Origin of the sequence: Flavobacterium sp. DSR2-3-3, assembly GCF_049896585.1 — a bacterium.
In the GTDB taxonomy this organism is placed as follows: Bacteria; Bacteroidota; Bacteroidia; order Flavobacteriales; family Flavobacteriaceae; genus Flavobacterium.
Genome location: NZ_JAFCUP010000003.1, coordinates 105,878 through 118,670, shown reverse-complemented (window position 1 = coordinate 118,670; position 12,793 = coordinate 105,878). Strand labels below are relative to the sequence as shown.

The following is a 12,793-nucleotide window of genomic DNA, read 5'->3' as shown; positions in this document are numbered from 1 at the left end:
TAAAATTGGAAATTATGCAACCTTTATTAACTATAATCTGTTCTGTTCTGCTAATTCGTACATATAAAATTGATTGTTTTTTGATATTAAAGTATTTGAAACTGTTTCGGCAATAGCTGGAATATCCTTAAAGACAATCATTATCAATCCTTTTATTGCATCGGCACTTTCTATTTGCTGTACCGTCAAATTGAAAAGATGGAAATTTTCGTTTTCCGCTATTTTTACATTATCAATATGCACCGGTTCAAAACTTAGCACAGCTTTACGAAATGCTTCCCGCAATTCTTGTTTTAACCCTTTCCGTTCCATTACATGAACATTCCAGTTTGCTTTGCATGCTGCAGATTCTAAATATTTTCCGGTTCTCCCAGTATCGTATATAATATCAACTTCATTATTTACAACTATGCTTAAAGGCGAAAAAAGAGTCATTATAATTTGATTCGGAAGGGTCTGTAAGTTTTCAACGGCCTTGGTTTCCTTTATAATGTAAATGTTTATTCTTCTTGTTTGGGAAAAGGTATTTGGAAAATTCATTAATCCACGAGAAACTGATTTAGAAATCCGTTTATAATACTTCACTTTAGAATCTAATACTTCAAATCCTTTGATACTGCTTGCGATTATTTCGGCAGTTCCAAGCATCATTAACTTGCCTTGATTCAGGCTGTAATTAAGTAGCATTATAAATTTATTTTGCAGTTGTGGCTCCATGTAAATCAGCATCTTGTTATTAGTCAATTGGTCTAACTTTGTAAATGAAGAATCTTTGATTTCGTTATGGGGTGCAAAAACTCGTAGTTCGCAAATGGAAGTATTTATGCGATAGCCGTAGTTTTCCGGTGTGAAAAATTTATCAATCCGCTCCTGAGAAACGTCATTTATTACGCTGGAATAAAAAAATCTTTTTCTGGGTTTGTCAATAGATAAAATATCTACATCAGTAGCAAAAATTTGTAATTTAATATTTCGTGGCTTTTTTAATTTAGACAAAACCACATCAAAAACGATTGCCAAAAAATACGCTTCTTCCCCAGTGGAATATACCGGACACCCAATTTTTACGGTTTGCCCGTCAGAAATTTCTTTTAATATATTGGGGATAATTTCCTCTTTCAGCTTTGTCCAAACATCAGTATCCCTAAAAAAATTAAAAACCTCTTTTAATAAATCTTTAAAAAGCACTTCAATCTCTTTCTGGTTTTCCTGTAAAAAATGCACATTCCTTTGTATTTTATCAATCTGATTTATCCCCTTTCTTCGTTTAATCCGCCGTCTTAAAGTATTTTTATTGTCCGTCAAAAAATTAAGTAGAGTTTGTTCCCGCGACATCATACTAATTTTATTAATACTACTTTTAGTTTTGATAAGGAGCTCTGACTCTATATTTATTTCTGGTGAATAATGAAATACATAAATCCGTTTAGCAGGTAATTTCTTTACGGGAACCACAATATCCGGCACAATCGATTTTATTGAAGTGCGCAGCATATCATCAAGCTTCGATGAAGCTGGATCTTGTACTGCGGCAATGTCATTTTTTTTCACAATGGCTTTCAATCCTAAACTTCCACCTGAACCCATTCTGGAAAGATTAAGTCCAATACTTTTTTCCATACGGTCCATGGCCAATGACTCTAAGAAAATAGCCACCGATAATTGAAGGCGACTAGATTCTGTTGGAACAAATAAATGTATCCTTTCGTATACTATTGATAAGCTTATATCGGGTGGAATTACATAAATACAATTGCGTCGTTTTACTTTGAGCGTGTGAGCTGCCTGTAAGACTTTCATTTCCGTCATTCTTAGTGATAATTCTGGAATTATTTCAATATGGGTCGAATCAGTATGTTGAATTACTGTGAATGACAAGCCGCTGTCGATAGACATATTTTTAAAAAACAAAGCAAGTGCTTCTAATCCACCAGCTGACGCTCCAATATCAATAATTGGAAAATCATTGGTGCCGGCTTTCGATAAGCTTAAATTTGATTTCAAATCTAGAACTTTACCCTCCCCAAGGCTGATTTGATTCTTTTTTATCATTACAAAATTTGAATTTTTTATAACTATAATTGTTTAGTAAAACGTTCGTATCATACTTATTCTGAATTCTTAATTGACTATTTTGTATGCTTTTGACAGCATTATGATTTTTTTCGAAATAAAAAATGGAATAAAAATGGTTTTCTGGCAACTATTCCACTACTTTTATTTAACACTTGTTTAATTTTTATTTAAAAAAGTTTAAAAAAAAATTAATTTTAAAAATCAATTATCTGCATAAAAAATGTCTCTATATTATTGTTAATCATTTTTAATTAACTGATTAACAACTAATAAAAGTTAAATTTAGTAAAATAAATGCGTTTTTACAAGTAAATTAAAGATTAAAAAAACATAAACAAAATGTAAAGAATTTGCACAAAAAAAGTGTTTGAATCAACAAACACTTTTTTAAATTTTGAACTAAAATTAAATTTCAACCAGCCAAATATGAAGCATTTTTTCCAAATCTGATTGAATAACAGGTTTAGGTAAATAATCATTCATTCCCGCTTCCAGACATTTTTCTTTATCTCTAACCATTATTCCTGCCGTTATCGCAATTATAGGAATATGTTCCGCTCTTTTTATTTGCCTAATTTCAGCAGTTGCTTCGTACCCGTTTTTATTGGGCATTTGGATATCCATTAAAATAATATCAGGTTGCTCTTTTTTATACATTTCTATTGCTTCATTACCATCTTTTGCTTCAATAATGGTGCAATTCGCTATAATACTCTTAACCAATGCTTTAGCCAAAAGCATGTTGACTTTATTGTCTTCTACAATTAAAACCTTTTTGTCCGCCAGCTTGGCAACCAGAAGTAATGCATTGTTTTTATCTCTTTTAGAAAGCAGTTGATGTTTATTCTTGATTTGATTTGTTTTTTTGAATTTTACAATAAAATAAAAGTCGCTACCATCACCGTATTTACTGATCAATTCTAATTTACTGTCCATCAGGGCCAAAAGCTGATTTGAAATCGCTAAACCTAATCCAGTACCTCCAAATTTCCTATTGGTTGAATTGTCTTCCTGAACAAATGAATTGAATATTTTTTCGGTGTTTCCTGATTTTATTCCAACACCTGTATCTTTTACCGAAAATTTGAGAACAGACCATCTCTGATTTAATGTATCCATTTCATCAATATCTAAACGAATTTCTCCAAAGTTGGTAAACTTTATTGCGTTGCTCAAAAGATTGACCAATATTTGCTTCAATCGCACTGAATCCGCATGAATATACTGTGGCGTATTTTTGTTGATGTTTAGAATTAAATTTATCTTTTTTTGGTCGGCCTGATATTTAAACAAATCAATAACCTGATTAGTTAATTTAAAAAGATTAATTTCTTCATGATTCAACTCTAATTTCCCAGATTCAATTTTGGAAAAATCCAAAACATCATTCACTATCTCCATCAATGAAATTGCAGATTCATTAACGGTTTTCATGTATGCGGATTGATTCTTTTTTAGATTTGATTTTATCAATAAATGTGTGAATCCAATTATTCCGTTAAGTGGTGTTCTAATTTCATGGCTCATATTGGCAAGGAAATAAGTTTTGGCCTTATTGGCGGATTCTGCAAGTTCTTTGGCTTTTACCAGCTCCCTTTCCATTACTTTTTGTTCCGTGATGTCAATAAAACTAATTACGATTTCGTAAATCGCTCCATTAGCATCAATATCAGGATATCCATTGATAAGGAGCCAGACAACATCATTAGTTAGTGGCCGACTCACGCCAATTGTAAGATTCTTAAGTGCTTGTTTTGTAAAAACAATTTGATTTACTGGATACTCTTCTATGGACATAACAGAATTATCTTCATTCAAAAAATTCCAAGTAGGATCATAGGCAATAATCCCTTTTATTTGACTGTCACTTAGTCCTAATAATTCAGCTGCTTTTATATTGTTGACTACAACAGAGGTGTCAGGAGCATGAACGACGATACCTGCATCCAGATTATTTAGCAAACCCCGATATCGTTGCTCACTTTTTAATAAAGCATTATCCGATTCTTTGGCACCCGTAATATCTCGTGAGAGACAAATGAAATGTGTTTCATGTTCATCACTTTCCTTCATGGGTGCGATCGAAAGTTCAAACCAACGCCTGCCGTTATCTAATTGTAATGAATATTGTCGACCGGTAGAATACCCTTTTTCTGACGCTTCTTGAATAGCGGATATACACAAATTTGAAACATCTGGTGGTAACACGTCTGAAAATGATTTTCCTAAAAATACATCTGGAGATAACGCTAACAAATCATCCCTGCGGAAATGGTAGTTGAAAATTTCTCCTTTTATGTCTACTTCAAACAGTAAATCCGGTATTGCGCCGAGAATCGCTTCCAGTTTTTTGTGAATTTTCCTAAATTCATCTTCTGATTTTTTACGTTTACTTACATCTCGAATTATCGCCACAATACGACCATCAGCAATCATTTTGGCTGTAATCTCAACTGAAATTAATGTCCCATCCTTATGCAACATATTACGCTCAATTAGTGTTTTTTCACCATGAAGTAATTCTTCAATCATAATTTGTCTGGACTTCAACTCATCAATTGCATACAAACTATTTATGTTCTTTGTACACAGTTCTTCTTTAGAATAACCTAACAACAAACAAGCACTTTCATTGACCTCCAATAAATATCCTGAAACATCATTAATAAAAATAGCATCAGAAGCTTGCTCTATCAAACTGCGGTATTTTTCTTCACTGTTTAACAATTGCTCTTTTATATTCTTTAATTCTGTAATTTCAGTTAGAGCACCATTTAAACGAATTGCTTTTCCCGATTCATCCCTCGATATCCAACCCCTATCATAAAATATACCGTACGTGCCATCTGCTTTTTGAAAACGAAATTCATCTGACCATAGATTTGTAGTTCCCACATAGCAATCTGCTAATTTTTTGATAACTCTTTCTCTATCATCCGGATGAACTTTAGAACGCCATAACGCGGTATTCTTAACTCCATTAGGTTCACGGCCGCGAAACCCTATAAGATCTGCAAATGTTTTATTATTCCAGCTTTCTCCTGTTATCAAATCCACTTCAAAAACAGCGTCATTGGTAGCTGCAGAAATCATTTCGAATCGTTCGTTAGCTCTTTTTATTTTTGCTTCGACTTTTTTTCTTTCCGTAAGATCAATTCCCATTCCTAACAAGCACCTTTTACCTTCATAATCAATTACTTGATAACTAATATAATACGAAATTTTATTTTTATTTTTGGTAAATAAATCCACCTCTATATCTGATAAATTCTTCTCAAAAACTTCTTGTAATGTTTCCCTGATTCTTTCTTTATCTGCTATATCATAAAAATCAGTTGGACTCATTTGAGAAATTTCGTCATTGTTATAGCCTGTAACCTCCTCAAAATTTTTATTCCATTTTACAAAATTTCCAGATTCGTCGTAGAGATAAAAAATTCCTGGAAGATTATTGATGATCGATTCTGATAGTTTTTTCTCTCTTAGAATTATCGATTCGGCAGTTTTGCGTTCCGTAATATCAGTTATGGTGCCAATGTAGCCTACTATTTCGTTTTTTACATTATGTTCAGGTACAGCCTGTCCCATTACCCAGGCAACAGAGCCGTCCTGACGCACAAATCGATATTCTGATAGTGAATTTTGTTGGTTTGTTGTGGCATTTTCCCATCCTTTTAATATTGAATTTTTATCTTCTTCATGAACTGCTTTAAGCCAACCGTTTCCTAAAGCTTCCTGTGAAGACAAACCTGAAATTTGACACCAATGTGGATTTACGTAAGTGGTCAGCCCGTTTACATCGGTTCTAAAAATTCCGACCGCGGATACTTCCGTAAGCATGTGGTAGCGTTGTTCGCTTTCAACTACTGCTTCTTCAGCCTTTTTTCGTAACGCTTCTCTTTCAAAAATTTCTAATGCAAAAGCCACATCCTCAGTTGCTTCTTCTAATAGTGCAATTTCTTCCGCATCGAAAAAGTTTTTTTCATTGGAATAAAAAGAAAATACGCCAATTACCTTTCCGAATTTTTTTATTGGCACTGCAATCGATGACATATAACCGCGTTCCATTGCTTCTTTTCGCCAAGGCTGCATCATTGCATCGTTTTCAACATCATTGCAAACAACCCATCGTCCTTCTCGCATTGCCGTACCACCCGGACCTCTTCCCTCAGGAATGTCCTCAGCGTAAATGGTTTTTATTATGGATAAATAGTCATTGCTTTCACCTGCAATCATTTCAGGAATTAGTTTTTTAGTCCCTTCATCAATAATTCCAATCCATGCCATCCTAAACTTCCCAAAATCTACAGCTATGTTACACGCTTCTCGAAAAAGGGTTTCTTCATCAGTTGTACGAACAATCATTTGGTTAATCTGACTGATGAATAAATAAAGTCGGTTAGCTTTGATGAGTTTTTGATCTGCTGTAAAACGTTCGGTAATATCGGTAACAATTCCGTGACAAATCACAGTTCCTTCCGCTTCAATTACCGGTAACGAATTCACGGCATGCCATACTAACCCTTTTTTTGGATGAAAATAACGGTATTCGCATTTGAGAGGAACTAATTTCGATTTTGTTACGGTAATACTTTGCATCACGAAATCCAAATCAGATGGATGAATCAGCTTAAAAATTTTATCTGCATCGTTCTCAATTTCTTTAAAAGTAAAGCCAAAAATTTCCTCAACAGCATTGCTGGCATAGGGATAACTTAAGATTCCATCTTTATTTTGACGCATCGAATAGATTAATCCTGGCGAAGCGTCGGCAATTAAAGCAAACTTATTCCTTTCATTTAGTAAAGTTTCATTTGCTTTTTTGCTCTCCGTTATATCTTTTACAAACCCTAGAAAACGATTCTCTGAGATTTTTACTGCCTCAACAGACAGGTTTATAATACTGCCGTTTTTATGAATAGCTTTAAGTTCTCCTTTTAAATTACCGTTTTTTACAAGAATTTTAAATTGTTTTTCGGTATGCTTTAGTGTTTCAGGTAATAATAAATCCCCATATTTTGTGGCTAAAAGCTCTTCTTTTGAGAAACCGGTTATCAAAGTTGCAGCTGGATTCACCTCTAAATAATATCCGCCTTCACCTACAAGAAAAACACCGTCCGGGGCGTTTTCTATATAATTTTTAAATTTAGCGTTACTTTCCTCTTCTATTAATTTAGCATTAAGTACAAGTTCAACGTGTTCTTTAACTTTTAAAGTTTCTTCAATTTGCTTGTTAAAAGTAACATCCTGAATAGTACCCCTAAATGCTATAATTTTGCCATTGGAATCTGACATTGGAAAAACAATAATTTTGAACCACTTTATTCTATTATCTGAAAATAGTGCTGATTGCTCAAACTCAAAAGATTCTTTATCAATTATTGCCTTGTCAATTTTATTATGAAATGATATAATGTCCGCTTTTGTGAAACAACTCAGATAATCCTCATGTAAATTTTGTTTAAGGTTTTTTTCAATTTCATAAATACCATCCAAATCCTTAGACCTAATCCTTTTTTTATAGGTAAAATTGAATTCCCAACTTCCTATCTCATCATTTTTTTTCGCGTCGCATAATAATTCATCGTCCGCTTTTAAATTTTCGTGAGTTTCTCTAAAAGAAATAATTTCTCTTCCAGTTGCATAAATATTTTCAGAATAAATTATGTTTGCGGTCCATTGAATACTGACAAAATCCCCATTTTTTTTCAGAAATCTATTTTCATAATTGATGGAAGGTTTTCCTATTGAAAGACTTTTAATTTCTTTTAATGATTTTTCAAGATCATCAGGGTGTAATAAATCAATTAAAGAATTGTTTAATAATTCTTCTTTGGAATATCCTAAAATTTTCAAAAAAGCGGGGTTAATCTCTTTGAAAAAAGCATCGGTTCCAACAATGTAAACTAAATCATTGGATTCTTCTGTCAAAAATTTGAAACTAGATAATGAAGTTTCTTTTTCTACTAATCGCTTTATTTGTAATTCTTGATCTTTTGTTTTTTGGAGTAGAACTTCATAAGATAGTTTGGCTTTCTTCATACTCTTTAGGTTCAGATAAGTAATAAAGGTAGTAAATTATAAGAATATACAAAAAATCTTAAACATTTTAAAGCGCATTGAAAAATTTGACAATACAATTTTCGAGTCTGTCATATAAAGATTCAACAATAAAATCAGTGTCTCCTTGATGCCGTAAACAACAAAAACCGAAACTTTTATTTCGGTTTTTGTTGTTTATTACAAGTTTTAAATTTATCGCTTTTTTTTAAAGTTTTTCTTCACGATTCCAAAAACGATGCTCTCCCATCGCTGCTATAAAAGATTTTGTAAAGTCGCCATCTTCTTTGTTTGCATCTAAAACAATTCCTTCTACATCCTCATCGCCATTCAATACAGATTTGACATTTGTTTCAGTAAAAATCGCAGAATCGTTTGCTCCAATAACTTTACAATGTTTAAAAGCTTCATTGATAAATTCAATTACTTCTGGTTTTGAACTTAAGAACCCCGTGTTTTTTCCACCTGGAATATATACCGCATCAAATAAAACTGAGGCAGCAATCAGGAAACTTTGATCTACTCTAACTTCACTTCCGTCGTTAGTTTTTACAACTCCTAAATGTGGTGCTATAATTTTTATAGTCGCTCCTTCTTTGTTTAATGCTGCTTTCATTGCATTAATAGCGGCTGTGTCAACTCCTTCCGAACATAAAAAAGCGACCTGCCGTGTTGCTATCGTTTTAGACAACGTCTTGTTTTTAAGCATACTCAAAGCATCCGAAGACGTAACGCTTTGGTCTACTTTTTTAGATTCATATTTTTGTTTATCCGCATTAGCACCAACGCCATGATTCATAGGTTTTTCTGGACTTATAGGAACTTTAAGCCCTAAACCTTCGGCTACTTTCGTTGCCAAAATTGTGTCTATTTGTGACAACAATCCTAGCATACGGATTTGTATTGCTTCGGTTTCCAGTTTACCCAATTCAAAACGCAAAGCATTTATAATGTGATTTTTTTCTGTTTGCGTCTGACTGTTAAAAAATAAGGTTGCTTGCCCAAAATGATCCGAAAAACTTTCACTGCGATCCCGTACTTTATGAGCATCTATCCTCTCATTGAAACTGCTAAAACCACCTTCATCAATTTTTGCCTGAAAAGGGCAACCTCCACCAAGTGAATTGGGGTGATAACTAACCCGACCCACATTAATTTCCTGACGCATGTGGCCGTCACGTTGATTATTGTGCATCGGCGCAATAGTTCTATTGATAGGAATTTCATGAAAATTAGGGCTTCCTAAACGGGATAATTGGGTATCCGTGTAAGAAAACAAACGCCCTTGCAACAATGGATCATTTGTAAAATCGATTCCGGGAACGATGTGAGCCGGGTGAAAAGCTACTTGCTCCGTTTCAGCGAAAAAATTGTCAGGATTACGATTCAGCACCATTTTTCCAATTAAGGTAACTGGAACCAATTCTTCAGGAACAAGCTTGGTTGAATCTAATAAATCAAAATCAAATTTATGCTCATCAGCTTCCGGAATCAGCTGTACTCCTAATTCCCATTCCGGATAATTCTCACTTTCGATGGCTTCCCACAAATCCTGACGATGAAAATCAGAATTTTTTCCGGATATTTTTTGAGCTTCATCCCACACGACTGCATGTGTTCCTAATTTGGGTTTCCAATGGAATTTTACAAAATGCGATTCGTTTTTTTCATTTATAAAACGAAAAGTATGCACACCAAAACCTTCCATCATGCGCAAACTTCTCGGAATCGCCCTGTCTGACATTACCCACATAATAGTATGCATCGTTTCTGGCATCAGGGAAATAAAATCCCAAAAAGTATCGTGAGCAGAGGCCGCTTGCGGCATTTCGTTATTCGGTTCTGGTTTTACGGCATGAATTAAATCCGGAAATTTTATGGCATCCTGAATGAAAAACACAGGCACATTATTTCCAACAAGATCATAATTGCCTTGTTCTGTGTAAAATTTAACTGCAAATCCTCGAATATCTCGTGCTAAATCCGTGGAACCTCTTGAGCCCGCAACGGTAGAAAACCGGGTAAAAACTGGAGTTTTAAGGCCAGGATCCTGAAGAAATCCTGCTTTAGTATATTTCTCCATTGACTCATAGACCTGAAAATAACCATGCGCAGCTGAACCTCTGGCATGAACAATTCTTTCCGGTATTCTTTCATGGTCAAAATGAGTTGTTTTTTCTCTTAAGATAAAATCTTCCAATAACGATGGTCCACGCTCCCCTGCTTTAAGGGAATTGGTATCATCATTAATTTTAAGTCCTTGATCTGTGGTCATCATCTGATCAGTAGCATCGGATTTATTGACTTCTAAATCCTGTTGTTTCCTATTTTCAGAATCCTGCGCATTTTTTTTTACGTTTTCCATTTCAATAGTTTTTTAAGGTTTTTTAATTCTTATAAATTTACACTTTTAAACAATGATTCTTTTACACAATTCCAAGTTAAATTTGTGTTTTTATTAAATTAACAAATTACTAATCAATCATTTACACCTAATTTACAAATTATTCTAAAAACTAACAGTTACAATTCAGTGTATATTCTAAAATAAATTTTAATCCAAAGATCACAACCATCTTTAATTTTAAAAGAAATGTAATTCGTGAAAAATTAATTTCCCTGCCTCTTCTTGTTTTCATCGATGAACAAAAAATAATTGTGGTATATATTTTGAATATGAACTAGGAGAAAACAATTTAATTTTTTGAAACCAACTGCCATTACTAATCTATATTACTGATTTACACTAATTAATTATCTATATTTAAAAGTGCTTAAAAAAAATTAACAAAACATTAATTGACATTTGTATATACAACTATAAAATGTGTTACATTTGTACCAACAAATTACATATATACAAATATGAAAATTGAAGAAATTTTAAAATCGACTGTTCAAATGAATAATTCAAAAAAAATTATTCTGAATGTTTTGTATACACAAAATGTAGTAACAGAAAATTTTAACGAAATATTAAAACCTCATGAAATCTCAGGAGAGCAATATAATGTACTCCGAATATTAAGAGGTCAAAAAGGAAATCCGGCGAACATGTGCGTTATTCAAGAACGAATGCTAGCCAAAACAAGTAACACTACTCGATTAGTAGATAAATTGCTGTTAAAAGAATTAGTCACCAGAAAAGTATGTCCTGAAAATAGAAGGAAAATAGAAGTGCAAATTACTGAAAAAGGATTACATGTTCTAAAGGAATTAGATCCGAAAGTGATTGCCCACGAAGAATTTTTTTCAAAGAATTTAAGTTCTGAAGAAATTGTTCAATTAAATCAATTATTAGAAAAATATAGAAACCAATAAATAGTCAATATAATATGAATACTTTTTTAGAAAATCAAAATTGGAGATACGCAACGAAAAAATTCGATGCAACAAAAAAAATAACAAATGAAGATTTAAGCACGTTGAAAGAAGCGATTCGCTTAAGTGCTTCATCATACGGATTACAACCTTACAAAATCATTATTGTTGAAAATCCTGAATTAAGAGCACAACTTCAAGCTGCTGCTTATGGTCAAGCCCAAGTAGTTGATGCTTCTCACTTAATTGTTTTTGCTAATGAAATCAATTTTGGTGAGGAAGGAATTGTAAACTTCTCCAAAAACATGAGTGAAACAAGAGGAATTCCCTTAGAAAGTATTCAAGGATACGTGGAATATATGAAATCTAACATTATAACTCTTTCTGAAGAAACAAGAAACATCTGGTCAGCAAAACAAACTTATTTAGCCCTAGGAAACTTATTAAACGTGGCCGCTGAACTTAAAATAGATACTACGCCAATGGAAGGTTTTGCTCCTGCTCAAGTTAATGAAATATTAGGACTTGACAAATTAGGATTGAACGCTTCCTTACTGGTAACTCTGGGCTACAGACATGATGAGGATGCAACCCAACATTACAAAAAAGTTAGAAAATCAAACGAAGAATTATTTATCACACTATAATTAGTAATCCAATTTAACACTCAAACAAATGAAAAATTTAAAATCTATTGCATTAGCATTAGTAGTAGTTCTATCTGCCATGTCAGTAACCGCTCAAACTAAAAAAATTAACACTTCAGCAAGTACTATAAACTGGGTTGGAAAAAAAGTAACAGGAGCGCATGAAGGAACTATAAACCTGAAAGATGGTGCTTTAGTTTTCAAAGGAAAAAAATTAGTGGGTGGTACATTCAATGTAGACATGAACTCTATCGTAGTTACTGATTTGAAAGCAGGTCAAGGTAAAGAAAAATTAGAAGGTCACTTGAAAGCTGATGATTTTTTTGGAACAGATAAATTTGCCACTGCAACTTTAGTTTTCAAAAAAATAGTTGCTAAAACAAAAAACTTATATACTGTAACTAGTGATTTAACAATCAAAGGAATTACTAAACCAGTTATTTTCGATCTTGCAACAACTGCAAATACAGCTACTACCAATGTAAAAATTGACAGAACAAAATACGATATTAAATATGGTTCTGGAAGTTTCTTCGACAGCTTAGGAGACAAAGCTATCAATGACGATTTCAATTTAGCAGTAGCTTTGAAATTCTAATTTGATTCTAAAATAAAAATATCAGCTCCAACAAGAAATTGTTGGGGTTTTGTTTTTGAAGGTTTTCAGCTAAAAATATTTATTTAACAAA

The 12,793-nt window shown here is 33.0% G+C and carries 6 protein-coding genes; 3 read left to right on the top strand and 3 right to left on the bottom strand.

Annotation, left to right across the window (positions count from 1 at the left end; all coding sequences use genetic code 11):
• Nucleotides 1-30: 30 nt before the first annotated feature.
• From ACP7AQ_RS05525 to ACP7AQ_RS05515, 3 genes are all read right to left on the bottom strand, one after another.
• Entirely contained in the window at nucleotides 31-2,052 is a 2,022-nt protein-coding gene (locus ACP7AQ_RS05525) for a chemotaxis protein CheB (RefSeq protein WP_426094703.1), read from the bottom strand.
• Between the two features lie 429 nt (nucleotides 2,053-2,481).
• Nucleotides 2,482-8,118, bottom strand: a complete 5,637-nt coding sequence (locus ACP7AQ_RS05520; RefSeq protein ID WP_426094702.1) for a PAS domain S-box protein — start codon at nucleotides 8,116-8,118, stop codon at nucleotides 2,482-2,484.
• 226 nt (nucleotides 8,119-8,344) lie between these two features.
• Nucleotides 8,345-10,501: a catalase gene (locus tag ACP7AQ_RS05515; protein ID WP_426094701.1), complete on the bottom strand. Its 2,157-nt coding sequence runs from the start codon at nucleotides 10,499-10,501 to the stop codon at nucleotides 8,345-8,347.
• A 500-nt stretch (nucleotides 10,502-11,001) separates the two neighbouring features.
• On the opposite strand from ACP7AQ_RS05515, the gene ACP7AQ_RS05510 reads away from it, so the two are divergent.
• Genes ACP7AQ_RS05510 through ACP7AQ_RS05500 form a run of 3 tightly spaced genes read left to right on the top strand, consistent with a single transcriptional unit; the run spans nucleotide 11,002 to nucleotide 12,702 of the window.
• Nucleotides 11,002-11,457, top strand: coding sequence for a MarR family winged helix-turn-helix transcriptional regulator (locus ACP7AQ_RS05510; protein WP_426063925.1), 456 nt, complete (start codon nucleotides 11,002-11,004; stop codon nucleotides 11,455-11,457).
• 14 nt (nucleotides 11,458-11,471) lie between these two features.
• Nucleotides 11,472-12,104, top strand: a complete 633-nt coding sequence (locus ACP7AQ_RS05505; protein ID WP_426063924.1) for an NAD(P)H-dependent oxidoreductase — start codon at nucleotides 11,472-11,474, stop codon at nucleotides 12,102-12,104.
• 28 nt (nucleotides 12,105-12,132) lie between these two features.
• Nucleotides 12,133-12,702: a YceI family protein gene (locus ACP7AQ_RS05500; protein ID WP_426094700.1), complete on the top strand. Its 570-nt coding sequence runs from the start codon at nucleotides 12,133-12,135 to the stop codon at nucleotides 12,700-12,702.
• Nucleotides 12,703-12,793 lie beyond the last annotated feature (91 nt).